Below are 22,501 nucleotides of genomic sequence, written 5' to 3' on the forward strand. Positions count from 1 at the left end.
CTGCTTGACTATGCCGCGGCCGAAAGCGACGCCGCGTTTACCAGTGCCTCGACAGACAGTTGTGATGACTGCATTCCAGCAATGATGCGGCCACTGACAAAGACATGGACACGGTGGCAGATTGCCGTGACCTCCTCGAAGTCCGTGGAAATCAGCAGCACGCCGAGACCGCGGTCGGTTGCCTCACCGATCAGCCGATAGATTTCCGCCTTAGCGCCGACGTCGACGCCGGCGGTTGGGTCTTCTAGGATCAAGAGGCGACCGCCGATGCGCATCCACCGCGCCATAACGACCTTTTGCTGATTGCCACCCGACAGCGTCTCGATGTGAGCGGACGGTTCATTCGGTCTCAACCTCACATTGGCGCCTAGGCGCCGCGCTTCCTCGACTTCCGTACCGGGTGCGCGGAACTCCATCAGACCGCGCCCCGAGGCGGAGGGGTTGAGGAACATGTTTTCGCGGACGCTCATGCCGTGGGCTACGGATTCGGCGTTGCGGTCGCCGGCAACCATCAGCACTCCTGAGCGGATCGCCTCAAGCGGATCGCGCGCTGAATAATCTTGGCCGTCCAGCGTGACCTCTCCGTCGTCGCGGTGTGCAACACCGAAAAGCACCCTGCCGATGGCGTCCTGTCCGGCGCCGCGCAGGCCGACTAAACCGACGATCTCGCCCTTGCCGACAGTGAAGCTTACCGGGCCGACTTCGCCGGCGGTCATGCTCCGCACGTCGAGAACGGTTCCGGGAGAAACAGGAGCATCTGGCCTTACGAACACCTGGTCGTGCGGTCGACCAATGATGGCCTGCACGAGATCTTTCGAATCAAAACCCTTGGTATTGCGGTTGGCGGCCACACGGCCGTCGCGCAGGACCACGACACGGTCGGTCAGCGCATAGACCTCGTCGAGGCGATGCGAGACGTAGATTATGCCGACCCCCCTCGAACGCAACCGGCGGAGCACCTCATGCAGGCGGTCGACCTCCGGCTGCGGTAGGCTGGCCGTCGGCTCGTCCAGCACAACCAGTTCAGCCTTGCTGGCCAGTGCCCTGCTGATTGCCACCAGCGAGCGCTCAGTTCGCGTCAGGTCGCCGACGCGGTCGTCGGCATGGATGTCGCCGCCGACAATGGCCAGCGCATTGGCAGCATCCGCCGCAGCGCCTTTCCAGTCGATAAGGCCGAAACGCCGCTTGTAGCTGGTGCCGAGCATGATGTTTTCAGAGACAGTCATCCACGGTATGAGGCCGAGATCCTGATGGATGAAGGCGATCCTGCCATGCGCCGCGGCGGTATTCAGGAGTTCGCCCTTGAAGCGCATCTCGCCGGCGTCGGCACGGAACACCCCGGCCATTATCTTGATCAGGGTGGATTTCCCCGCACCGTTCTCACCAAGCAACGCGGCAATTTCTCCAGAGTGGACATCGAACGATACGCCACCCAGCGCGATGGTACCGCCAAAGCTCTTCTTGATATCGCGTACCGAGAACAGCGCGCTTTGGCCGGCGTCGGTTAAAGCGTCAAAGCGCCCAGCCATTCCACTCTCCCTTGATGCCTTTCCCCACAGGGCTCTTTCGTCCCTTGCTAAGAATAAAGTGGCACGTTAAGGGAGTGGCCGTCTTTCGGAAAATGGCCATAGATTTGAGATAATCGGCCAAAATGCAGAAAGGTATAGGGATGAATATCGTTGCGCAGGACAACTGCCCGTTTGCGGCGGTTCCGTTCGAGCAGTTCGAAATCGGACCCAAGGATCCCGAGTTCGTCATCCCACTCGGCGCGCCTACGCACACGGTCTTTCTCTCGATGAGAAAGTTCGACGCTAGTTCAGAGGCAGAGCCCGGCGGAATGCTGGTTTGCGTCGAGCAGGGCGAGGTCAGGCTCCTAGGCCCGTCTGGTCGCTGGACGCTGCCTGCCGGCTTTATGGTCTACATTCCCACCATGCGGCCATATCGACTGGTCGCCGCCAATCCAGCAACTGTCACCCTGGTCAAGTTCACGGCTTCGGAAACGGACTGGCGCCATCCCGGCTGCTGGACCGTGCCGATCCCCGTGCTCGCCCGCGAGATGGTCGGTTACTCGCGCCGCTGGAACTGCTTGCGAGACCCTGCCGACGCCCTTGCGAACTCCTTCTATGAAGCCATCGGACGCCTCTTTGCCGACTGGTTCGATCGCAAGCGGGCGATGTGGACACCGTTCGGCAAAGCGCCCGAAATGCAACGTGCGATTTCGTTTGCTCGGGCGAATTTCGACAGCGTGTGCGTTGCTGAGGCGGCATCTGCCGCCGGTATGTCCGAGAGGACGCTTCGCCGACGTTTCAGGGATGAACTCGGTATAAGTTGGCGCGAATTCATAACCGAACTGAAAATGAACAAGGCGATGGAACTGCTGCGCAACAGACAAAGTGTTACTGAAACAGCCTTTGCGGTTGGATTTAGCAGTTCAGGTGCTTTTACCGTGGCATTCGAAGAGTATACTGGAATGCTTCCTAGCTTATTTTCCAAGAACGCTTGCCGCACGTTCCAGCATACCTAACGACCGTCTCACCATTGGGTGATCAAATACCTGCATGAGGCAAGCCGATTCTACGGAGCTTTTGCGCAAGGAAATCGACACATAGCCTTACCTTGGCGGCGGCATGGCGGCTATGCGGGTAAACCGCGTGGATTGGCGAGGCTGGGAGCGGGAACTGAGAAAGGACAGTCACAAGGCGACCGGTTCGCAGATCGTCCGCTACGTCCCAAATCGACTTCAAAATAAGTCCTGCGCCCTGTAGGGCCCAAGCATGTGCGGTTTCCCCGTCATTGCTAGTCAGCACGCCTTTGACCTTGATAGTTTCGCCATTGGCAAAGGTCCAGTGATCCAAGATTGGATTTCCGAATGCGATGCAGTCGTGACGGAGCAAATCTTCTACTGCTGCAGGGCGGCCGCACCGCTCAAGGTATGACGGCGCAGCGCAGATAATCCGGATATTGGGCGCCAGTTGTCGAGCGACAAGACTGGAATCGGGCAAGGCACCAAAGCGGACAGCAAGATCGTAGCCGGCGTCTACAATGTTCTCGATCGTATCGCTGGAATGAAGATGAATCTGAAGCCCCTCATGCATTCGCTGGAATTCGACCAGCAATGGCGCAAGAGTTCGTCGGCCGAAGGCTACAGTCGAGGTGACACGCAGCAAGCCGGACGCTGTCTCGCGGCCGCGCGTTACCTCCAGTTCAGCCTCTTCTATATCTGACAATATGCGCGCACACCGCGCATAAAATGCCGTCCCTTCGTCGGTCAATGAAAGCCGCCGAGTCGTTCGATTGACGAGCCGCATGCCGAGACGACTCTCAAGACGCGACAGGCGTCTGCTCACGACGGCAAGCGAGAGGCTAAGCTTGCGAGCCGCGGCCGAGAGGCTGCCTGTTTCCGCTATGCTGGCAAACGCAACCATATCGATGAGATCGCCAACCATTCTTGCAGATATGACAACAAACTCTGGCGGCCGCAACATATTATTGTGCAATCAGAAACGGGGTAGGTTCCGCGCAATAGGTCTAGGGAGCGAGACAGATGCAGTCCTTGAATAATCAGAAGATATTGATCGTTGGAGGTAGTTCGGGGATTGGCTTGGCAACAGCGCTTCGTGCCGCCGAAAGTGGTGGGGAAGTCACGGTGGCGTCACGCTCGCAAGAAAAACTTGACACTGCCGTTAACTCGAGCTCCGGTAAACTTCAGGCGGTCAAGCTCAATACCGGCGACAACGAGGCCGTCGAACGCTATTTGGACGTTACTTTGTGGGACCATGTCGTCGTCTCCGCAGCACAGACGCCGAGCGGCCCGGTGCGGGTTCTTCCGCTGCCAGACGCAACGAAGGCGATGGAAAGCAAGTTCTGGGGCGCCTACCGTGTCGCCCGCGCAGTAAAGATACGTGACGGCGGTTCGCTGACCTTCGTCTCGGGCTTCCTCAGTGTCCGTCCTTCGGCAACCTCCGTGCTTCAGGGCGCCATCAACGCCGCCCTCGAAGGCTTGGCACGCGGCCTTGCGCTGGAAATCGCGCCGGTGCGGGTCAACGCGGTTTCGCCGGGGCTAATTGCGACGCCGTTATGGTCTGGCCTCGATGCCGAGAAGCGGGAAGCGATGTTCAATGGCGTCGCGCAACGCCTGCCGGTGAAACGTATCGGCCAAGCAGATGACATTGCCAATGCCGTTCTCTTCCTAATGGCAACGCCCTTCGCCACCGGTTCGACTGAGCCAGTTCTGCCGAACGATGATTGCGTCGGCGGGGATCGATCGGACCTGTTCGATGAAGCGGGCGAGGTGCCAGGCGATCTGCGGATCGGTCGGGCGGTAATCGGTGACGGCTGGCTCGACCGCCTGGGCTTGGCCGAGCCGGTCGACTTGAACGACCCAGGGAACGACGGTGCCTCGCGCCGATTGCCAGACCAGCGCCGCCGCGAAGCCGCCGGCGAGCAGCAGCGAGCCAAACGCCATCAAGCGCCAGTTCTTAGCCTGGACACGGGCCGAGCCGATGCGCTCATCCCAGACCTGGGCCGCCTTTTGGTACGGCGTCTCGGGTTCGGGTGTCTTGCCGTAGTGGGTGGAAGGTCGTTTGAACATCAGCGGTCCCCTTCGGAGAGATTGACGGAAGAGCCACCGCCATGGGCGTCGCCCGATCGCACGGCGTGGCTGACGGCCGAGGCCCCATGGCTGACCGACTGGGAGCGCTTCATGCGCTTCGCCCAGGCGGGCGGCGTCGAGGCGCCGGGGGAAGTGGAAGGATCGTTGGCAGCGCCGCCGATCGTGCCTTCAGTCGACGTGCCGCCAGTGGCCTCGAAGGCGGCCTTTGCACCACTGGAAAAGCTCTGCGCCATGCTGTCGGCAGTGCGGGACGCGGCGCGCCGGAGCGACGATGTGGCGGCACTGGCACCGGCGCGGACGACGCCGCCGAGGCCGGAGGCCACGCCGGCCGCGCCTGTCTGGCCGGCAGAGGCGAGGCTGTAGGAAGTCGCGGCTCCACCGGCGAGCGCGGCGCCACCACGCGCAGCCGTCGCCGCACCACCTGTCACAGCGCCAGCACCGCTTGCCGCCGCGCCAAGGGCAGCACCGCCTGCCATCGCGACGCCGCTGGCAGCCAGACCCGTGCCGACAGCGGCTCCAGCGCCGAGCTGGGGTCCGCCGGAGACGAGGCCGTTAGCGATGCCGGGGCCAAAGATGCCAAGGCCGAGCAGAGCGAGCGCTGCGAGAACGATCGCCATGGCGTCGTCGATGGTAGTCGTGTTCGGATTTCATGCCCCAGCTGTAGGCGGCGTGGACATAGCTTCTGACGTGGTCTGCCATGGCGCGGGCGCCGCGCTCATAGATCGGCCGGATTACCTCGACAATTTCCTCTGGGTCGATTTCGCGTGCTAGCCGATGGCGTCCGAGCGTGTGGGCGATCTTGTTGAGACCCTTTTCTGTCTCCTTCCAGGAGGGCTTACCCGCTGCCTTGAGTGCGGTGACGTAGCCTGCGAACAGATCCGCCACGGTGCCCGGTCGGGTATCTGTCGCGATCTTGATGCTGCGGCCCTTCTGGATGATCTTGGCGAAATCGCGGTCGAATATCTCGCGCGCACTGGCGAGAGATATCGATGGGTATGAACCGATCTTCCTTTTGACGCGCCTCTTATCGCGCCACTGTTGCGCCATCCAATCGGCAGTCACGCGGGTCGGCATCGGCTTCAGGATCAAGATGAGCCGGCCGGTGCCGTGTCCTCCGCCATCGACAAGTGTTTCTTGCTTGCCACTATGTTCGATCCGCCTGATTGCGGCGCGTATTTCTCCATCGGAGATGATCGGCATGCTTGTTCTCCCGTTGGGTTGAGAGTGGCCTTTGCCGACGGATGGTAAGTGGGGTTTGCACCCACCGGAAAACTAGGGTCGGCAACTGGGGTCTGTAGGGGTTTTGATCCCCCGAAACCCACCCCGAATCTGCCACACTAACCGGGATTACGACAAGTCAAAAAATGCAGATGAATCAGCGTGATAGAGCGTGAGCCTGCGGGATTGAAATAGGCATTTTGGGATGGTTATGCGCCAGAATAATCGCCGTGGCGGAGAGCTCCAAGGCGCGCCTGACCACCTCGCGCGGATAGACCGGTGTGTGGTCGACCGTGCCGACCTGCTGCACTTCGTCGGCGATCAGCGCGTTTTTCTTGTCGAGGAACAGGATGCGGAACTGCGGTCTTATGTAGCAAACGCACCAACATAGACCAAGCACGCGGCAGCTCGTTCCCCTAGAATCAGGGAATGCCAAGAGTTGCCCCCATTGTCCGCTCCACCCGATACGAGCACGCGATTAACACGCTGGTCGCGAAGCGCGCCGAGATTTCCGGCGCAATCCGGTTCAAGGGTGCGGACCTGGCCGACCAACTTCACCACATTGACGCCGTGCTGCTCATCCTTGGCTATCAGGGCGACCCGACGCTGATACCGGCATTGAAGCGAAAGCCTAACCGGTTTCGCAAGGGCGAACTGTACCGCCTGATATTGATGAATGAAGCGGAAGGCAGCGCGACGAACAAAGAGACAGCGCGCCGCATCGTGCAGGCGAAGGGCTGGGACTCGGCTCTTGTCGAGCCGATTCGGCAATGCGTGAATTCCGCGAAGGTCTGGCGGAAGCGAAAGACCCTAGCAATACCCAAATAAAAGACTTGTGCTAAGCCTTTGGCCGAAATAACAACTTCGCTCGGCAAGAAATCAAGAGGCGAGTCGGCTCGGCTATGTTCGATGAATATAAGTATGGTTACTACCAAGCCCTGCGAACCGAAGCGCGCGGTCGGATTGTGAATGCATTAAACCGGCGCATAAAAACAGCGGAAGACAGAGAGACGTGGCGTGGGATCACGCTAGCTTCCATGAACCAGGAAGCCTACGATTATGCGCGGGTGGAATGGCCTAAATACTATGGTGTGGATACACACGAAGGGCTCCCGTATAGCTGGGAACGGCTCTATTTCAAGTTCATGGCAAAGCCATCAAATTTCAATTTGGCTGTATGGCAGACGCTTGGAGATCAGAAGATCTTGCAGGGGCTGGCCCTAGGCAAACCCTCGTCTGGTAAGACCCATCTGACCGTTAACTGGGTTGAAAGGTCCTTTGGCCCATCATACTTTAGGGGCGGTGTCCTTATGCCCATATTGGCTTGTGCCGAAGAATATGCGAAACTTCTTGGCTGCGAGCGCGTTTTGGTGAAGGATGCGATTGACCCTGCGCATTTTGAAAAATATGGGTACGCGCCGTACGACCATGTGCCCAAAGGGGGCACATACATGGCAAAGGAGTTGGAACATGGCTGATATTGGAAAGGCACCATCGGTTGAATTGACTGATGCGTTGCGGACTGGATTCCTGGATGCCATGGAGCGAGTGAAGTCGCTTAACCTCAATCCGTGTGCAACCTTGGTCGACCAAATTTCAAACGACGAATGGGCCTCTTGGGACGCCTCCAAAGAGGTTGCACTCGTTGTAGATGCAGACGGTATTAATAACGACGATATTGAACATGAGTTCGATATCGCCGCTTAGGAATACGTGCACGGCTTTCGGAAAAGCCCGCTTTCAAGCGGGCTTTTTTATTCTACCCGCTGCCAATAACCCGCCCAAACCCTCGACACAGGATGATTGAGCGCACCGCCAAGCAGGGCGAATGCGTTGCCACCATTTGACCGGCGACGATGATCTTCCAGCCATGCGGCATGATTGGCGTACTGGTAAAGGTAGCGGTGCGAAACGTGGTGGTGCTGGCCGGCGACCATCCGGCGAAGGCGGCTGAAATAGCTTTCCACCATGTTGGTGTGCTTGCCGTGGCCGTCGCTGTAGCTTTCCGAGTGATTGATGCGGGTTGAAGCGTAATCCGCCTCTAGCGCGTCCCAATGGCTGGCTTCGTCTGCAAACAGCTTGGTGCCGGCAAGCATCCGAGCGCGGGCGATCTCAACGCCTTCGGCTTCGCGGCGGCGGATGAACGTCAAGGTACGTCCAGCGCGCTCGCGGAGGGCGATGACAACGCGGCGACGGTCTGACTGGTTCTCCTTCACGCGACGGTCCTTGCGGTCCTCTACGCGGTTCTCAGGGCGCACCACGCCGCCGAAGTAAGCGCCGTCGATCTCGACTTCGCCTTCAAGGGTTTCATTCTTGGTTTCAGCCGACAGGGCTTCGCGCAGCTTGTGGCCGAGCACGAAGGCGGTCTTGTACTGCACGTCCAGATCGCGGGAGAACTGGACCGCCGACATGCCCTTGGCGCCGTTGACGAACAGGCAGATCGCGGCCAGCAGATCGACAAACGCCAGCTTGCGCGAAGCGAAGATCGTGCCAGACGTGACAGAGAACTGCGCACCGCAGGCGGCGCACTTGAACTTGCGACGGGTCGGAATGTCGTAGTGATCCAGGCATCCGCATTTCGGGCAAACAGGCTCGCCTTGCGTCGAAGCCCAGCGAAGGCCCTTGAACGTGTCGTAAGCCTTTTCCTCGCCGCCCTTGTAAATCTCTTTGAGGGAGAGGGAGCGGCTTTCGGCGGAAAGGAGGAAGTGTTGGGCCATTGTCATCATATCCGGTGATATTGTTCACCGTATATGCGGACTTGTATCGCCAAATGCAAGGGGTTATATCATCAGATACGATGATATTTTTGAGGCGACCCTATGGCACGTAAGGACGACCCGGCTACCGTCGAGTATGAGACGCGAGCGAAGAACCTTTTGAAATCCGAATTGAAGCGCAAGGGCGTGACCTATGCGCAGCTCGCAGAAAAGCTTGCCGCCATCGGCGTTCATGAAAATGAAAGAAATCTAAATAATAAGATAAGTCGCGGTGGCTTTACCGCTGCGTTTTTGCTACAATGTTTGGACGTAATACAGGCAACAGACATCCGGCTTTAATAATGGCTGATCTTGAATCAAGACGTGAAGGCGACAGGATTGTAATTCTGCTTAATCCGGGTCAGCCACTAGAGCTTGGCGATCTGTCCGAGAGCTTTTCTGCGCTTGCCCGCATGTATGGGCGTCATTACAGACCGCACGGCGAAACGGCACCCAAGCTGTATGTGACCAAGTTGGAAAGCGGCTCCATCTGGATGGAGATCGCGCCCTATCTGCAAATGCTCGGTCAGGCAGTGCAGCCGGTAGATTCAGTCCTTATCGTCGCCGATTTCACCAATAGGCTTTGGCGAGGCATCAAGGCATTTTCAAGCGGCCCACAGGATACGGTCCGTTTGGACCCGCCATCAGACGACGACGCCCGCGACATCAGGGAATTTGTGAAGCCACTACTCGGCAAGAAAGGCGCAGAACTTGGGATCAAGCACGCTCGCTACCGAAAGACGGATGGCGAAAAGGAGACTGTGGTCGAATACGACTTTGACGAAACCGAATTGAACCGCGCGGCCATAAACATCGACGCGGCGCTAAGTGCAGACCCGTCGCTTTTGGAGGCACCCGATGCGCCACCCGATAACCAGATCAAGCGCGAGGTGATGCTGTTTATGGATCAAGCAAATCGCGGCCCCGGCAAAGAGAAGGGTCGCACTGGCAACAAGGGTGTTATCCCGTCAATTTCGGATAAGGCGCTGCCCGTCTATTTCCGAAAGTCCATCAATGACCTCAAAGGGCAGATCACGAAAGAGGTAAACCCGCTGACCAGTACCTTCGTGGTGGACGTGCTTGTCCAGTCGGTTGCCGGCGAGCCGAAGGGCTATATCGTCACGGACGTCCACGACGCCATTCCGGGCGAAGCCGACTAATTCGGCTTGGTGCGTTTGCTACATAAGACCGCGGAACTGCTCGCGCTCCTCGAAGGCCATCACCGACCGGCAGTATTCGAGAACCTGCGTCCAGGTCGACAACAGCTCGCGGCCGGCGATCTCGCCGCGCGCCATGCGCTGCGCCGTTGCCGCAACCACCTTGAGGTCGAGCGCCACCGCCGGGCCGATGCCCTTCACCTCCTGCAGGCGCTCGACGGGCGCGCCGAGGACCTCGGCCAATGTACCGAAGCGTGCCAGCAATGCCTTGGCGACCGGCTTGGTGTCGGCGCGCGGGATCAGCCGAAACAATAAAAGCTCGAGCAGTTCGTAGTCGGGGAGGGTGTTGGGACCGGCGGCGAAGCGCTCGCGCAAGCGGTCGCGATGGCCGAGATAATGCGGCTTGTCGGCGGCCACCGCCTTGGCGGGCGATCGCACCGGCCTTTCGGGAAAGAAGGCCCGCTCGTCGTCGTCACCGTTCATGGCTGCCCCCACCCAGCATTTGCCGGGCACGGTAACGCCCGATCTGCCAGACACTAGGCCCGCAGGCCGGGGCGGTCGAGGTTTTTTGGCGACAGCGTGAAGATCTCGCAGCCGGTTTCGGTGACGCCGATCGTGTGCTCGTACTGCGCCGACAGCGAACGGTCGCGCGTCACCGCGGTCCAGCCGTCCGACAGCACTTTTACATGCGGCCGACCGAGATTGATCATCGGCTCGACGGTGAAGATCATGCCCGGCCGCATCTCGACGCCTTCGCTGGCGCTGCCGTAATGCAGGATGTTCGGCGCGTCGTGAAACAGCCGGCCGACGCCGTGGCCGCAGAAATCGCGCACCACTGAGCAACGCTCGGCTTCGGCATAGGTCTGGATGGCGGCGCCGATGGCGCCGGTGCGGGCGCCCGGCTTGATTGCCGCGATGCCGCGCATCAGGCACTCATACGTGACTTCGAGCAGCCGCTCCGCGGCACGCTTGATCGTGCCCACCGGATACATGCGCGAGGAGTCGCCATGCCAGCCGTCGAGGATATAGGTGACGTCGATATTGACGATATCGCCATCCTTCAACGGCTTGCTGTCGGGTATGCCGTGGCAGACGACGTGGTTGATCGAGGTGCAGGATGATTTCGTGTAGCCACGGTAGTTGAGCGTCGCCGGAAGCGCGCCATGGTCCATGCCGAACTCGAAGACGAAGCGATCGATCGCTTCGGTGGTGACGCCGGGCGCCACCATCGTCACCAGTTCGTCGAGGCAGCGCGCGGTGAGATCGCAAGCCTTGCGCATGCCGACAAAACCTTCCTCGTCGTAAAGACGGATCTGGCCGGTGTTTCTGAGCGGTGCCGTGGCGGCGTCGAGATAGGTGACCATTTTTATCCGTCTTGCAGAGATGCGAGGCTGGATGAGCCTCCGCGAGAGAAATCTCCCCAGATTTGGCACTGGAAAGCGCAAGGTTCAAGGACGAACTGCCGGCGACGGCCGAAGACCGGCGATATTCATGCCTGGGGGCATTCTCCTTGCCTGTAGCGGCCCATGCATCCGCCGGGTTCATTGGCTACCGCAGTGACGACACATTTCTGGGCGAGAAGCGGCCCAAGCATTAAGCCGCCACGGCAATTTTTTGCGACGAACGGCGTTGCTGCGGGGGCGTCGGTTCGGGAGAGATCGAATGGACAGACTGCAATTCGAGGTGCCGGTGCGGATCGCGCCTGTGCCCGGCCAGCCGGTCGAGGAAATCTACAGTGTCGAGCAGGCGCTCGATTTCCTGCAAACGTGGCCGGTTCGCCGGAAGGGGCCAACCTACCAGGCCGCGTTCAACGCCTGTTTTGGTGCCACGGTGGACATCGTCGAGACCGAAGACGCATGGCGGGCCTTCATGGCGTTTTGCCGGGTGAGCGGCCTCCTTGCCAGGGACATGATGGTTCCGCGCAAGCGGGGCGGCGAGGCGAGGGGACTGCGGGCGTAGGGAGCTTTCGACACAATCCTCAGTCCGTCTTCGCCTCCTCTTGCCGACATCCCCATCAGAGTGGCGGGTCCAGCAAAGCTTGCGCAGCATCACGCTGGCGATAGACATATGCCAAGTTGAAATTGCTGGTACGCCCAAGGGGAATCGAACCCCTGTTACCGCCGTGAAAGGGCGGTGTCCTGACCGCTAGACGATGGGCGCGCTCAGATGTGAGCGCTTATAGTTGCGTCGCGACAAACCGGCAACCCGTCTGCCGCCGGCTGCGACAACTTTTTTCCGTTGGCTCCAAACCGCGTCTTTCCGACAGCCAAGCTGGTTTTTGCAGCATGATGCAACGCCGCCGAGGGGAGCCTTCGCAGTGGCGGAAGAACCTCGCCCTAGCCGCGCCTGCGGCAACGCCAGTTCCAGTCGCGCTCGGGGCCGACATCGACGTGAACGGATTCGGTGTGGCAGTAGGTGCCGACGCCACCGCGGCCCGGCATGGTGCGGAGATAGCTCGCCAGTTCCCATTTCGAGACGCCGGGAACCTGGATGTCAGCGGCGGCGCAGTACATGTGCAGCGAGTTCTTGGCACCGTTGGCGCGGCGGTTGCGGGCCGGATCCCGATAGCCGGAGGTGACCGTCATCTTGCGGCCGTAGTGGCCTTCGATCGTCTTCAGCACGCGAACCAGCGACGGCTTCAAGCAGGCGACATCGACGCTTTCGTTCTGTTTCAGGAGACCGTTGGGTGCCAGCCGGGCGAGGCCGGCGGCGGAGGCGACCTGGTAGGCGCCACCCGAACCTTCGTCCTCGTTGAGGTCGACGTCGCTCTCATCGTCGAGGCCGGATTTGCGCTTGATCTCGAACAGCGCCGTCTGGCGCACGCCTGGCAGCGCATCGGCCGTGAAGTGGCTGGTATCGCCGGTTGACACCAGCTGCACGGGCTTTTCGGCCGGGTTGGCCGAGGCCAGGGTGACGGTGGGTTTTGTCGCAGGCGTCGCCTTGGCCTGCATGACCGTTGGCTGCCCGCCCGATCTGCTGTTGGCCGGCGAAGAAGGTGCCGCCGAAGCAGGCGTGGCGCTGAACAGTGAGGCCAGGAAGTTTTTCTTCGGTGCGTAGGCCTGTGGCTGCGGCATCTCGCCGGCGGTCACATAAACCGGGTTGTTCATCGCCGGCGCGGCGGCCTTGGCGTCGGGCTTCGATGCATCAGCACTGTTCTGTGCCACGGCCTGTTCAGCCGTCTGGGCGTTTGGTTGCAGCGGCTGCGGCGTCTGTCCCGGGATCGTCTCGGCTGCCGTGGGAACGGCGATCGGGAAGCCGGCATCGGGCTTGGCTCCCGGCTTGGCCACTGGCACATAGGCCACCTGCTCGGGAAGGTTGGCGTCGCCGTCGGCATTCATCGTCATTTGTGCGGTTGTCATCTGCGACGATGATGCGGCCGTGCTGGCCTGGGGCGCACCGGCGGCCGTGCTGATTTCGGTAGCCGAGGTATTATAGCCTGGCATGCCGACCGACATGGTCGGGTCGCCGGCCGAGGTGCAGGACGCCAGGAGCACCGAGAAAAGCGCCGCCACAATGGCGCGGCTTTCTCCCTTCGCGAGGCGCGATCCTGCTGATCTCAAAACAAAATTCCCCCTCGATATCCGACCGGTTCGTCATTGGCGCGACGCCGAAACGTCTCGTCGAAATGACCCTTGTTCCCCGAACCGGAAACGAGACCTGTGTCAAATCTGCAAGCCTCAAAGTAATTTGGCGGCTAGAGGATGAATCAAGGCTGCTCAGGGTTGACGGCACCATTTCGCCCGCTTTTGGCGGCGCGTCAACTCACCACACATTACAGATGGTTACACACGCACCTTGACATAGGTGCCGGGGGCTTCGCCTAGAATTTGCATGTGCTCGCCCGGTTTGCGGGCCGGTACCCGGGTATTGTCCTTGGCTTCGATCCAGCGTTGCCAGTGCGGCCACCAGGAACCGGGATGGTCGGTGGCCCCGGCGAGCCATTGGTCGAAGTCGCCGGCCGGCTTGCCGCCGGTCCAGTAGTGATATTTCTGCGCCGCCGGCGGATTGACGACCCCGGCGATGTGGCCGGAGCCGGCCATGACGTAGTCGACCTCGCCGCCGAAATATTTCGAGCCGAGGAATACCGAAAGCGCCGGCGCGATGTGGTCCTCCTTAGAGGCGAGGTTGTAGACCGGAATGGTAACGTCCTTCAGCGAAACCGTGCGGCCCGCCAGTTCCATCATGCCTTGCGAAAGCCTGTTCTCGAGATAGCAATTGCGCAAATAGAAGGAATGGTTGGCCGCGCCCATGCGGGTCGAATCGGCATTCCAGTAGAGCAGGTCGAAGGGCAGGGGATCCTTGCCGCGCATGTAGTTGTTGACGACATAGGGCCAGATCAGGTCGCCCGAGCGCAGCATGTTGAAGGCGGTCGCCATCTTGGTGCCGTCGAGATAGCCTTTCTCGTTCATCGCCTTTTCGACGGCCGCGACCTGCTCCTCGTCGACGAACACTTTTAGATCGCCGGCATAGGTGAAATCGACCTGGGTGGTGAAGAAGGTGGCGGATTTGATGCGATGGTCGCCTTCCTGCGCCATCAGCGCCAGGGCCGCCGCCAGAAGCGTGCCGCCGACGCAATAGCCAATGGCGTTGACGTCCTTTTCGCCGGTGGCCTTTTCGATCGTGTCGAGGCCGTATTGCAGGCCCTCTCGGATATAGGCCTCCCAGCCCTTGGTGCCGTGCCGCTCGTCCGGATTGATCCACGAGATGACGAAAACGGTGTGGCCTTGCTCAACCGCCCAGCGGATGAAGGATTTTTGCGGGTTGAGATCGAGAATGTAGAATTTGTTGATCCATGGCGGGCAGATCAGCAGCGGACGCTTGAGCACGGTCTCGGTCGCTGGATCGTATTGCAGGATTTCGGCGACGTCGCTGCGGCCGACCACCTTGCCGGGCGTGGTGGCGAGGTTCTTGCCGATCTCGAAGGGCGAATAATCTGCCTGCCGCAGCTTCAGGTCACCCTTGCCGGCGGCAATGTCCTCGGCCAGCATCTTCATGCCGCGCACCAGGTTTTCGCCGTTCGAGGCGACGGTCTCGCGAAACAATTCCGGATTGGTCAGGATGAAATTCGACGGCGAGATGGCATTGGACACCTGCCTGACATAAAAGCTGGCCTTGTGGCGAGTGTGCTCGTCCAGACCGTCGGCGTGCTCAACCAGTTCGGCCGCCCAGCGCGAGGTGACCAGATACGCCTGTTTCAGAAAATCGAAGAAGGCGTTGCGGCCCCATTCGGGGTCCTGGAAACGCTTGTCGCCGCGCTCGGGCTTGACCGCGTCCTCGGCGTCCTCGGCGCCGGCGCCGATGCGCTGGACGGCGTTGGCCCAGACGGTCATGTAGCCGGAAAACAGCCGCGTTTGCGCCTCCAGCGCGCGCTGCGGGTCGGAGAGCCAGTACTCGGTGAGCTTGGAGAAGGTCTTCACCATGTCGACGACCGGCTCGGCGACGTGATCGCGCACCTCGCCCTTTTCCCGCGGCTCGGCCCATGCCGAGGCGGCCTTGCCGGCCTGCTCGATCATGCGGGCCATGTTCAGAGCGAAGCGTTCCGGGTCCTTCACCAGATATTGCTCGACGGTCGAAGGTTGGTCATCTTCCGCTTTGCCCGAATCGGGTGTTTTGGACATGGTTCGCGGGGTTCCTCCCGAAGCGTTTTGTTGACATATTACCATGGGATATCGGACAGGGTCCAATGTGCTCTAACCCGGCCGCCAGGAAAACAATATGACGATTAATATTGGCAAGAACGTTTTTTCCGGCACTGGTCGTTTTTGCCGCATGGCGCTCGTCCTGTTGGCGATGGCCGGTTGCACGAGCAGCAACATGGAAGGTGCAGCGCCCGCCACCGGCCTTGTCGGCGCGAAGGACACTGGTTCCTATCCGAACCTGAACATCCCGCCGCAGGTGGCGGCCGAGCAATTCACCGACGAGGAAAAGAACGCCAAGCTTGCCCAACTGAAGGCCGAGGAGCAGAATCAGGCCGCGAAGGGCGGCGGCGTCAAGGTCGCGGACCAAGCAGCGCTGGACCAGCTGGCAAAAAAACACGGCGCCGAGGCGCTGAAGCAGATCGAAGGCAAATGCGACCCCGCTCTCGACCCTAATTGCAAATAAGCTTATACGCGCGACCGCAACCTCACTGTCTGGAACTGCCATGGAAGAATTTCACAAGGTCCGCCGGCTTCCGCCCTATGTTTTCGAACAGGTCAACCGGCTGAAGGCCAGCGCGCGTTCGCGCGGCGCCGACATCATCGACCTTGGCATGGGCAATCCGGACCTGCCGACGCCCAAGGCCATCGTAGACAAATTATGCGAGGTGGTGCGCGATCCGCGCACGCACCGCTATTCGTCGTCGCGCGGCATTCCGGGTCTGCGGCGTGCCCAGGCCAACTACTATGCCCGCCGCTTCGGTGTGAAACTCGACCCGGACAGCCAGGTGGTGGCGACGCTCGGCTCGAAGGAGGGCTTTGCCAATATGGCGCAGGCGATCACCGCCCCCGGCGACGTGATCCTTTGCCCCAACCCGACCTATCCGATCCACGCCTTCGGCTTCATCATGTCGGGCGGCGTCATCCGCTCGCTGCAGGTCGAGCCGGACGACGGCTTCATCCCGGCGTTGGAGCGCGGCATCCGCCATTCGATCCCGAAGCCGCTGGCGCTGATCCTCAATTATCCGTCCAACCCGACGGCACTGGTCGCTTCGCTCGATTTCTACAAGGAGGTGGTGGCCTTCGCCAGGAAGAACGACATCATCATCCTGTCGGATCTTGCCTATTCGGAGATCTATTTCGACGGCAATCCGCCGCCTTCGGTGCTGCAGGTGCCGGGCGCCATCGACGTCGCGGTAGAGTTCACCTCGATGTCGAAGACCTTTTCGATGCCGGGCTGGCGCATGGGTTTTGCGGTCGGCAATGAACGGTTGATCTCGGCGCTGACGCGCGTGAAATCCTATCTCGACTACGGCGCCTTCACGCCGATCCAGGTGGCGGCCGCGCATGCACTCAACGGCGACGGCGCCGACATCGCCGAAGTGCGCGACGTCTACCGCAAACGCCGCGATGTCATGGTCGACGCCTTCAGCCGCGCCGGCTGGACCATTCCGGCACCCGCGGCATCGATGTTCGCCTGGGCGCCGATCCCGGAGCCGTTCAAGCACCTGGGCTCGCTTGAATTCTCCAAGCTCCTGATCGAGCACGCCGACGTCGCGGTGGCGCCGGGCGTCGGCTTCGGCGAGCATGGCGACGATCACGTGCGCATCGCGCTGGTCGAAAACGAGCACCGGATCCGGCAAGCGGCGCGCAACATCAAGCGCTTCCTCGCGTCCAGCGCCAAGCAGCCGAATAACGTCGTACCGCTCGCCGCGCATCGCTGATTTTTCTACACATCAATCGACCGAATGGGGCGTCGCCGGACATGGCTGAAGCGTTGCGTGTTGGAATTGCCGGCCTGGGCACTGTCGGTGCGTCGGTGGCCCGCGTGCTGCGCGACAAGGCGGCCGAACTGACGCGGCAGTGCGGACGCGACATCGTCGTGTCGGCGGTTTCGGCCCGCGATCCCAAACGCGACCGCGGCGTTGATCTTGGCACAGCACAGTGGTTCGACGACGCCGTCAAGATGGCGCAGACCGCCGAGATAGATGTCTTCGTCGAGCTGATCGGCGGCGACGAAGGCCCGTCACGCTCGTCCGTCAAAGCGGCGCTCGAGGCCGGCCGACATGTCGTCACCGCAAACAAGGCGTTGCTTGCCAAGCACGGGGTGGCATTGGCCGAGATCGCCGAGAGGAAAGGCGTGCTGCTCAATTACGAGGCGGCGGTGGCCGGCGGCATTCCGGTCATCAAGACAATGCGCGAGGCGATGGCCGGCAATTCGGTGACCCGCGTTTTCGGCATCCTCAACGGTACCTGCAACTATATTCTGACGCGCATGGAAGCCGAGGGCCTGTCCTTTGATGCCTGCCTGAAGGATGCGCAACGGCTGGGCTATGCCGAAGCCGACCCGACCTTCGACATCGAGGGCCACGACACCGCGCACAAGCTGTCGATCCTGACCAGCCTTGCCTTCGGCACGAGGATCGCCGCCAACGATATTTACATGGAAGGCATCTCCAACATCAGCCAGGCCGACATCCGCGCGGCCGGCGATCTCGGCTACCGGATCAAGCTGCTTGGCGTCGCCCAACGCACCGAAAGCGGCATCGAGCAGCGCGTGCACCCGACCATGGTGCCGACGGCCTCGGTCATCGCGCAGGTGCACGGCGTCACCAACGCGGTCGCGATAGAAACCGACATCCTCGGCGAATTGCTGCTTTCCGGCCCTGGCGCCGGCGGCAACGCCACCGCGTCGGCGGTGATCGGCGACATTGCCGACATCGCCAAGAGCCGGCCTGGCTTCCAGCATGGTCCGGTCTTCGGCCGGCCGGCGAAGGAATTGAAGCCCTACAAGAAGGCGCAGATGCGCAGCCATGCCGGCGGTTATTTCATCCGGCTGACCGTGCACGACCGCCTCGGCGTTTTCGCGGCAATAGCCAAGCGCATGGCCGACAACGACATTTCGCTGGAATCGATCGTCCAGCATGCCGCTGGGCCGGAAACCGAGGCACAGAAGACCGTCATCCTGGTGACCCACGAGACGACCGAGGCGGCGGTGCGCAAGGCCGTCGACGGCATCACCAGGGACAGGCTTCTGACCGACAAGCCGCAAGTCATCCGCATCGAGCGGGCCGGATAGTAGTCTCACATTTTGCGTTTAATCGATTGATATTGCTGCGCTTTCAAAAAGGTCCAGCGCAGGTCTTGCTGTTGTCACGGGGCTTTGACACAAGAAGCGCGTCTCTGGCGGGAGGCCGAGTGCCAACGAGGATTGTCCATCGATGAATGTGGCCCAGAACATTGTCGCCGGCCTCGACCGGATACTGACCATGGAATTGGTGCGCGTCACCGAACGCGCCGCGGTCGCGGCCGCCAGATTGCGCGGACGCGGCGACGAGAAAGCCGCTGACCAGGTTGCGGTCGATGCCATGCGGCAGGAGCTCAACCGTCTTGCCATCAACGGCACGGTGGTGATCGGCGAGGGCGAGCGCGACGAGGCGCCGATGCTCTATATCGGCGAGGAGGTCGGTACCCGAAAAGGCCCGGCTGTCGACATCGCGCTCGATCCGCTGGAAGGCACGACGATCTGCGCTAAGAACCTGCCCAACGCATTGGCCGTTATTGCCATTGCCGAAAAAGGCAGCCTTTTGTTCGCGCCGGACGTCTATATGGACAAGATCGCGATCGGCCCGGGCTATGCCGACGGCATCATCGACATCGATGCCTCGCCGGCCGAAAACATCGCCAGCCTGGCCAAGGCCAAGGGCGTGCCGGTGGCGGAGATCACCGCCTGTATTCTCGACCGGCCACGCCATGGCGCGTTGATCGAAGCCGTGCGGGCGACCGGAGCCGCAATCCGTCTGATCGGCGACGGTGATGTCGCCGGGGTCATCCACACCACCGACCCGGACGAGACCGGCATCGACATCTATTTCGGCACCGGAGGCGCGCCGGAAGGCGTGCTCGCAGCTGCCGCCTTGCGCTGCACCGGTGGCCAGATGCAGGGCAGGTTGATGCTCGACACGCCGGAAAAGCTGGTGCGCGCCGCCAAGATGGGCATCTCCGACCCCAAACGGATCTACCACACGCAAGACATGGCACGCGGCGACGTGCTGTTTGCCGCGACCGGCGTGACCGACGGCAATATGCTGGCCGGCGTCAAGTTCGGCCGCAATTTCATCACCACGCATACGATCGTGCTGCGCTCGTCATCGCGGACCGTGCGCGAGATCAAGGCCAGGCACCAGGATCTGGAAAAGTTTTGATTTCGACTCAGTCAGCCGTTGCATATTGTGCGCAATGACAAATTGCAGACGGCGCGTCACGTGACGGGGGAAAGACGCTTTTTCCTCGATGTCAGGCAATCGGCCACCGGCGTTTCCTGGGAACACCGGCTGACCGAGCGCCAGGACATGGCTGCGCTCGCCATCGCGCAAGGTTATGGCGTGCCCGATATCGTGGCGCGCGTGCTGGCCGGGCGCGGCGTCACCGCCGAGCAGACCGAGCGGTTTCTGGATCCGACCATCCGCAACCTGCTGCCCGACCCGGCATCGCTGACCGACATGGACAAGGCGGCCTCTCGCATCGCCCAGGCGGTGATGGCCAGGGAAAAGGTGGCGATCTTTGGCGACTACGATGTCGACGGCGCCGCCTCGTCGGCGCTGCTCAAGCGCTTCCTCGCACATTTCTCGGTGCCGTCGGAGATTTATATACCGGACCGCATCTTCGAGGGTTACGGCCCCAATCCGGAAGCGATGCGCGAACTCGTCTCGCGCGGCGCGACGCTGATCGTCACCGTCGATTGCGGCACCAATAGTGCTGCTTCCATCGACGCGGCGAAGGCCGCCGGCGCCGACGTCGTGGTGCTCGATCACCATCAGGTCGGCGGGGCGTTGCCGGGGGCGGCTGCGGTCGTCAACCCAAATCGCGAGGACGACCTTTCCGGCCAGGGCCATCTTTGTGCCGCCGGCGTCGTCTTCCTTTGCCTGGTGCAGACCGCGAAGATCCTCCGCAGCCGCTTGCCGGATGCCGCACCGCCGGACCTGCTTGCCCTGCTCGACCTGGTGGCGCTGGGCACAGTCTGCGACGTGGTGCCGCTCACCGGCGTCAACCGCGCCTTCGTGGTCAAGGGGCTGCAGGTGGCGCGGCAGCAGAGAAACGAAGGGCTGGCGGCGCTGGCGCGGGTCTCGCGTATAGGCGAGCCGATCAGCACGTTCCATCTGGCCTTTCTGATCGGTCCGCGCATCAACGCCGGCGGGCGCATCGGCGACGCAGCACTTGGCAGCCGCCTGCTTGCAACCGACGACCCGGTCGAAGCCCGCACCATCGCCGAGACGCTGGATCGGCTCAACCAGGAGCGGCAATCCATGGAGCAGGAGATGCTGGCCGCGGCGCGCTCAGAGGCCGACGCGGAGCTTGCCGGCGGCAATGGTCCGGCCATCGTGGTCACAGCCAGCAGCAACTGGCATCCGGGCATTGTCGGCCTGCTTGCCTCACGGCTCAAGGACCATGCAAGACGGCCGGCCTTTGCCATCGCCTTCAACGCCAATGGTGTCGGTACGGGGTCAGGCCGTTCGGTGTCGGGCTTCGACCTCGGCCGGCTGGTGCGCGAGGCTGCCGATGCTGGGCTGATCGTCAAGGGCGGCGGCCACGGAATGGCGGCCGGCATCACTGTCGAGCGGGCGAAGCTCGGCGAACTCAGGGCTTTCTTCGAAGAGCGCGCGGCTGTGGATGTGTTCCGCCTGCAAGGCGAGGAGAGCCTGGCGATCGACGGCGCGCTTGCCGCCGAGGGCGCGACGCTTGCGCTGCTCGATGCGCTTGAGAGGGCAGGGCCGTTCGGCGCAGGGCACGTCGCGCCGGTGTTCGCGCTGCCGCGCCACCGGCTTGTCGATGCGCGGGCGGTCGGCAGCAACCACATCCGCGCCGAACTGCAGTCGGAAAGCGGCGGCCGCATCCAGGCGATCGCCTTTCGCGCCGTCGACACGGCTCTTGGCGAATTCCTGTTCAAGAACAGGGGCAAGCCGGTGCATGTAGCCGGCTCACTGTCGGGCAACCACTGGAACGGCAACCGCACGGTGCAATTTCGTATCGTCGACGCGGCGCTTGCCTGAGAGCTCGCTGACCGCTCTGCCTAAGCGAGGACGGTCTGCAGCCGGGTCAGATCGCCGATCTGCGCCATCGTTGCCTGGTAGCCGATACGGATCGCTTCGTCGGCGCGGTGGAATTCGGTCAGGCCGATATGGCTGAGCTTCGGCTGCAGCGATATGTCCGGCGGGTCACCGGCCAGCCTGGCGCGCGAGATGCGGTCTTGGATGATGTTGAAGGCTTCGACCATGACGCCGGTAATGCCGAGCCGCGTCTCGCGCGACTGACGTTCGGGATCGGCGTGGCCGGCCCGCGGCGCGTCTTTCTCGATGACCAGCTCGCCGGCACTGTGCTTGATCACCGCGGCGCGGCCGAACAGATCGTAGTGAAGGTTCACCGCAACCACGAGCGGCTGCTCGTAGGCACGGCAGACCGAGACCGGCACCGGATTGACCAGGGCGCCGTCAACCAGCACACGCCCATTGCAGGCGACCGGCTCGAACACGCCGGGCAGCGCGTAGGAGGCGCGCATGGCGGTGCTCAACGAGCCGCTCGACAGCCAGATCTCATGGCCGGTGCGGATTTCCGAAGCGACGCAGACGAATGGTTTTGGCAGGTCCTCGAAGCGGATGCCGGCTATGTGCTCGCGCAGCCGCGCATCGAGCTTCATGCCACCGAACAGGCCGCTGCCGCGTAGATTGAGGTCGAGAAGACCAAAAATGCGCCGCCTGGTCAGGCTGCGCGCGAATTCTTCCAGCTCGTCGAGCTTGCCGGCAACATAGCAGCCGCCGACCAGCGCGCCGATCGAGGTGCCGGCGATCATCGACACTTCGATGCCGGCTTCGTCAAGCGCGCGCAGCACGCCGATATGCGCCCAGCCGCGCGCACAGCCGCCACCCAATGCCAGCGAAATCCCTGTTTTGCCCGGGGATTTGGTTTCGGATGCGCCCGCGGCCGAGGAGAGGCCATTGGCCTCCCGAACGTCAGGTCTGTTGCGCAATGACGCCCAGTCGAGCATCACAATCTCCCTTGTCCCACGGTCATCCTACAGGCGGGCCGTATCGAAATCATGAATATACGTGGCTGAAGTGCTGCGAA

19 protein-coding genes, 1 tRNA gene and 6 pseudogenes are annotated in these 22,501 nt (G+C 61.7%); 13 read left to right on the top strand and 13 right to left on the bottom strand.

What is annotated here, in order from left to right; all coding sequences use genetic code 11:
* Positions 1 to 8 precede the first annotated feature (8 nt).
* The gene (locus NKH13_RS24835) at positions 9 to 1,529 is read right to left on the bottom strand and encodes a sugar ABC transporter ATP-binding protein (RefSeq protein ID WP_352719210.1); all 1,521 of its coding nucleotides are present in this window, start codon (positions 1,527 to 1,529) and stop codon (positions 9 to 11) included.
* A 140-nt stretch (positions 1,530 to 1,669) separates the two neighbouring features.
* Here NKH13_RS24835 and NKH13_RS24840 point away from each other — a divergent pair, with 140 nt between their 5' ends.
* A complete protein-coding gene (locus NKH13_RS24840; RefSeq protein ID WP_352915022.1) occupies positions 1,670 to 2,524 on the top strand; it encodes a helix-turn-helix transcriptional regulator in 855 nt (284 codons plus the stop codon).
* Positions 2,525 to 2,546: 22 nt separating this feature from the next.
* Here NKH13_RS24840 and NKH13_RS24845 read toward each other — a convergent pair whose 3' ends face one another.
* Complete coding sequence (locus NKH13_RS24845) at positions 2,547 to 3,446, bottom strand: LysR family transcriptional regulator (protein ID WP_352719213.1); 900 nt, start codon at positions 3,444 to 3,446, stop codon at positions 2,547 to 2,549.
* Between the two features lie 98 nt (positions 3,447 to 3,544).
* On the opposite strand from NKH13_RS24845, the pseudogene NKH13_RS24850 reads away from it, so the two are divergent.
* Positions 3,545 to 4,222: pseudogene (locus NKH13_RS24850) on the top strand (SDR family oxidoreductase); the annotation flags it as partial.
* On the opposite strand, the pseudogene trbF reads toward NKH13_RS24850, so the two are convergent.
* The 4 pseudogenes from trbF to NKH13_RS24870 all read right to left on the bottom strand — a co-directional run.
* Positions 4,223 to 4,591, bottom strand: a pseudogene (gene trbF / locus NKH13_RS24855) (conjugal transfer protein TrbF); the annotation flags it as partial.
* A pseudogene (locus NKH13_RS24860) lies at positions 4,591 to 5,250 on the bottom strand (TrbL/VirB6 family protein); the annotation flags it as partial. The pseudogenes NKH13_RS24860 and trbF, both read right to left, overlap by 1 nt.
* Positions 5,234 to 5,812: pseudogene (locus tag NKH13_RS24865) on the bottom strand (site-specific integrase); the annotation flags it as partial. The pseudogenes NKH13_RS24860 and NKH13_RS24865, both read right to left, overlap by 17 nt.
* A gap of 175 nt (positions 5,813 to 5,987) precedes the next feature.
* Positions 5,988 to 6,197: pseudogene (locus NKH13_RS24870) on the bottom strand (JAB domain-containing protein); the annotation flags it as partial.
* 62 nt (positions 6,198 to 6,259) lie between these two features.
* Between NKH13_RS24870 and NKH13_RS24875 the strand changes: the two are divergent.
* From NKH13_RS24875 to NKH13_RS24885, 3 genes are all read left to right on the top strand, one after another.
* A complete protein-coding gene (locus tag NKH13_RS24875; RefSeq protein WP_352719214.1) occupies positions 6,260 to 6,658 on the top strand; it encodes a hypothetical protein in 399 nt (132 codons plus the stop codon).
* Positions 6,659 to 6,732: 74 nt separating this feature from the next.
* Positions 6,733 to 7,308 carry a hypothetical protein gene (locus tag NKH13_RS24880; protein WP_352719216.1) on the top strand — a complete coding sequence of 192 codons (576 nt, stop codon included), beginning with the start codon at positions 6,733 to 6,735 and terminating at the stop codon, positions 7,306 to 7,308.
* Positions 7,301 to 7,537 (top strand): hypothetical protein, encoded by a 237-nt coding sequence (locus NKH13_RS24885; protein ID WP_352719217.1) that lies wholly within the window; start codon positions 7,301 to 7,303, stop codon positions 7,535 to 7,537. Before NKH13_RS24880 ends, NKH13_RS24885 begins: the two co-directional genes overlap by 8 nt.
* 47 nt (positions 7,538 to 7,584) lie before the next feature.
* Here the strand turns inward: NKH13_RS24885 and NKH13_RS24890 are convergent, their stop codons facing one another.
* Positions 7,585 to 8,547 (bottom strand): IS1595 family transposase, encoded by a 963-nt coding sequence (locus NKH13_RS24890; RefSeq protein WP_352719218.1) that lies wholly within the window; start codon positions 8,545 to 8,547, stop codon positions 7,585 to 7,587.
* Between the two features lie 102 nt (positions 8,548 to 8,649).
* Here NKH13_RS24890 and NKH13_RS24895 point away from each other — a divergent pair, with 102 nt between their 5' ends.
* Entirely contained in the window at positions 8,650 to 8,886 is a 237-nt protein-coding gene (locus tag NKH13_RS24895) for a DUF6471 domain-containing protein (protein ID WP_352719219.1), read from the top strand.
* A gap of 2 nt (positions 8,887 to 8,888) precedes the next feature.
* Positions 8,889 to 9,746, top strand: coding sequence for a hypothetical protein (locus NKH13_RS24900; protein ID WP_352719220.1), 858 nt, complete (start codon positions 8,889 to 8,891; stop codon positions 9,744 to 9,746).
* Between the two features lie 30 nt (positions 9,747 to 9,776).
* On the opposite strand, the pseudogene NKH13_RS24905 reads toward NKH13_RS24900, so the two are convergent.
* Together NKH13_RS24905 and map are read right to left on the bottom strand one after the other, a co-directional pair.
* Positions 9,777 to 10,226, bottom strand: a pseudogene (locus NKH13_RS24905) (UPF0758 domain-containing protein); the annotation flags it as partial.
* Between the two features lie 53 nt (positions 10,227 to 10,279).
* On the bottom strand, positions 10,280 to 11,107 hold the full coding sequence (gene map, locus NKH13_RS24910; protein WP_352466984.1) for a type I methionyl aminopeptidase: 828 nt from the start codon (positions 11,105 to 11,107) through the stop codon (positions 10,280 to 10,282).
* A 298-nt stretch (positions 11,108 to 11,405) separates the two neighbouring features.
* On the opposite strand from map, the gene NKH13_RS24915 reads away from it, so the two are divergent.
* The gene (locus NKH13_RS24915; protein WP_023678889.1) at positions 11,406 to 11,702 is read left to right on the top strand and encodes a DUF982 domain-containing protein; all 297 of its coding nucleotides are present in this window, start codon (positions 11,406 to 11,408) and stop codon (positions 11,700 to 11,702) included.
* Positions 11,703 to 11,828: 126 nt separating this feature from the next.
* Here the strand turns inward: NKH13_RS24915 and NKH13_RS24920 are convergent.
* The 3 genes from NKH13_RS24920 to phaC form a co-directional block, all read right to left on the bottom strand.
* Positions 11,829 to 11,903, bottom strand: a tRNA-Glu gene (locus NKH13_RS24920).
* A 176-nt stretch (positions 11,904 to 12,079) separates the two neighbouring features.
* Positions 12,080 to 13,198, bottom strand: coding sequence for a YcbK family protein (locus NKH13_RS24925; RefSeq protein ID WP_352719251.1), 1,119 nt, complete (start codon positions 13,196 to 13,198; stop codon positions 12,080 to 12,082).
* 327 nt (positions 13,199 to 13,525) lie between these two features.
* Positions 13,526 to 15,361 carry a class I poly(R)-hydroxyalkanoic acid synthase gene (phaC, locus tag NKH13_RS24930; protein WP_352719221.1) on the bottom strand — a complete coding sequence of 612 codons (1,836 nt, stop codon included), beginning with the start codon at positions 15,359 to 15,361 and terminating at the stop codon, positions 13,526 to 13,528.
* Positions 15,362 to 15,512: 151 nt separating this feature from the next.
* Between phaC and NKH13_RS24935 the strand changes: the two genes are divergently transcribed.
* The 5 genes from NKH13_RS24935 (at position 15,513) to recJ (ending at position 21,429) form a co-directional block, all read left to right on the top strand.
* Positions 15,513 to 15,845, top strand: a complete 333-nt coding sequence (locus NKH13_RS24935; RefSeq protein WP_352719222.1) for a hypothetical protein — start codon at positions 15,513 to 15,515, stop codon at positions 15,843 to 15,845.
* A gap of 40 nt (positions 15,846 to 15,885) precedes the next feature.
* The gene (locus NKH13_RS24940; protein WP_023678886.1) at positions 15,886 to 17,103 is read left to right on the top strand and encodes an LL-diaminopimelate aminotransferase; all 1,218 of its coding nucleotides are present in this window, start codon (positions 15,886 to 15,888) and stop codon (positions 17,101 to 17,103) included.
* A gap of 41 nt (positions 17,104 to 17,144) precedes the next feature.
* Entirely contained in the window at positions 17,145 to 18,458 is a 1,314-nt protein-coding gene (locus NKH13_RS24945) for a homoserine dehydrogenase (RefSeq protein WP_352719223.1), read from the top strand.
* Positions 18,459 to 18,600: 142 nt separating this feature from the next.
* Complete coding sequence (gene glpX, locus NKH13_RS24950) at positions 18,601 to 19,584, top strand: class II fructose-bisphosphatase (RefSeq protein ID WP_352915031.1); 984 nt, start codon at positions 18,601 to 18,603, stop codon at positions 19,582 to 19,584.
* Positions 19,585 to 19,644: 60 nt separating this feature from the next.
* Positions 19,645 to 21,429, top strand: a complete 1,785-nt coding sequence (recJ, locus tag NKH13_RS24955; protein ID WP_352719225.1) for a single-stranded-DNA-specific exonuclease RecJ — start codon at positions 19,645 to 19,647, stop codon at positions 21,427 to 21,429.
* A 20-nt stretch (positions 21,430 to 21,449) separates the two neighbouring features.
* On the opposite strand, the gene NKH13_RS24960 is transcribed toward recJ, so the two are convergent.
* Positions 21,450 to 22,421: a patatin family protein gene (locus NKH13_RS24960; RefSeq protein WP_352466977.1), complete on the bottom strand. Its 972-nt coding sequence runs from the start codon at positions 22,419 to 22,421 to the stop codon at positions 21,450 to 21,452.
* Positions 22,422 to 22,501 lie beyond the last annotated feature (80 nt).

This window comes from Mesorhizobium sp. M1348 (assembly GCF_040317925.1).
In the GTDB taxonomy this organism is placed as follows: domain Bacteria; phylum Pseudomonadota; class Alphaproteobacteria; order Rhizobiales; family Rhizobiaceae; genus Mesorhizobium.

Bases quoted from the DNA above. Each gene is read 5' to 3' on its own strand.
- map (WP_352466984.1), bottom strand. From the start codon at position 11,107: ATGGTCACCTATCTCGACGCCGCCACGGCACCGCTCAGAAACACCGGC.
- NKH13_RS24845 (WP_352719213.1), bottom strand. From the start codon at position 3,446: ATGGTTGGCGATCTCATCGATATGGTTGCGTTTGCCAGCATAGCGGAA.
- NKH13_RS24915 (WP_023678889.1), top strand. From the start codon at position 11,406: ATGGACAGACTGCAATTCGAGGTGCCGGTGCGGATCGCGCCTGTGCCC.
- NKH13_RS24885 (WP_352719217.1), top strand. From the start codon at position 7,301: ATGGCTGATATTGGAAAGGCACCATCGGTTGAATTGACTGATGCGTTG.
- NKH13_RS24895 (WP_352719219.1), top strand. From the start codon at position 8,650: ATGGCACGTAAGGACGACCCGGCTACCGTCGAGTATGAGACGCGAGCG.
- NKH13_RS24940 (WP_023678886.1), top strand. From the start codon at position 15,886: ATGGAAGAATTTCACAAGGTCCGCCGGCTTCCGCCCTATGTTTTCGAA.
- NKH13_RS24890 (WP_352719218.1), bottom strand. From the start codon at position 8,547: ATGGCCCAACACTTCCTCCTTTCCGCCGAAAGCCGCTCCCTCTCCCTC.
- phaC (WP_352719221.1), bottom strand. From the start codon at position 15,361: ATGTCCAAAACACCCGATTCGGGCAAAGCGGAAGATGACCAACCTTCG.
- NKH13_RS24900 (WP_352719220.1), top strand. From the start codon at position 8,889: ATGGCTGATCTTGAATCAAGACGTGAAGGCGACAGGATTGTAATTCTG.
- glpX (WP_352915031.1), top strand. From the start codon at position 18,601: ATGAATGTGGCCCAGAACATTGTCGCCGGCCTCGACCGGATACTGACC.
- NKH13_RS24835 (WP_352719210.1), bottom strand. From the start codon at position 1,529: ATGGCTGGGCGCTTTGACGCTTTAACCGACGCCGGCCAAAGCGCGCTG.
- NKH13_RS24945 (WP_352719223.1), top strand. From the start codon at position 17,145: ATGGCTGAAGCGTTGCGTGTTGGAATTGCCGGCCTGGGCACTGTCGGT.
- NKH13_RS24960 (WP_352466977.1), bottom strand. From the start codon at position 22,421: ATGCTCGACTGGGCGTCATTGCGCAACAGACCTGACGTTCGGGAGGCC.
- NKH13_RS24875 (WP_352719214.1), top strand. From the start codon at position 6,260: ATGCCAAGAGTTGCCCCCATTGTCCGCTCCACCCGATACGAGCACGCG.
- NKH13_RS24840 (WP_352915022.1), top strand. From the start codon at position 1,670: ATGAATATCGTTGCGCAGGACAACTGCCCGTTTGCGGCGGTTCCGTTC.
- NKH13_RS24935 (WP_352719222.1), top strand. From the start codon at position 15,513: ATGGCGCTCGTCCTGTTGGCGATGGCCGGTTGCACGAGCAGCAACATG.
- NKH13_RS24925 (WP_352719251.1), bottom strand. From the start codon at position 13,198: ATGTCGGTCGGCATGCCAGGCTATAATACCTCGGCTACCGAAATCAGC.
- NKH13_RS24880 (WP_352719216.1), top strand. From the start codon at position 6,733: ATGTTCGATGAATATAAGTATGGTTACTACCAAGCCCTGCGAACCGAA.